This is a genomic window from Pseudomonas sp. 2995-1, from assembly GCF_002742505.1.
Taxonomy (GTDB): domain Bacteria; phylum Pseudomonadota; class Gammaproteobacteria; order Pseudomonadales; family Pseudomonadaceae; genus Aquipseudomonas; species Aquipseudomonas sivasensis.
Window position 1 is genome coordinate 1 of the sequence record NZ_LJSA01000594.1, and the last position, 287, is coordinate 287.

At 41.8% G+C, this 287-nt stretch carries 1 protein-coding gene; it reads right to left on the reverse strand.

The window, feature by feature from the left end; translation table 11 throughout:
- A partial coding sequence (locus tag AOA61_RS30995) for a histidine kinase dimerization/phospho-acceptor domain-containing protein (protein WP_305886529.1) occupies positions 1 to 287 on the reverse strand: 287 nt, incomplete at both ends.

The window sequence follows — 287 nt, forward strand, 5'->3', positions numbered from 1 at the left end:
CTGGGGTTCCAATTTTGCGGCCGTCATTTGAAGCTGCTTCGTTATATTATAGTTCTCAGGCTTGATTTTTACCTGTCCCCCTTCAAGCTGAGACATATCAAGGGTGTCATTTACAAGCTTGATGACCCGTTCAGTCTCATCCTTCATTAACAAATAGACTTTTTCTCGCCGTTGTGAAGGGACCGTGCCATCTAACAAAGCTACCAAAAAACCTTTTATAGAAGTTAAAGGCGAACTGAGATCATGAGCAACATCGGCAATAAGATTATTACGAGTTTCCTCTAGAG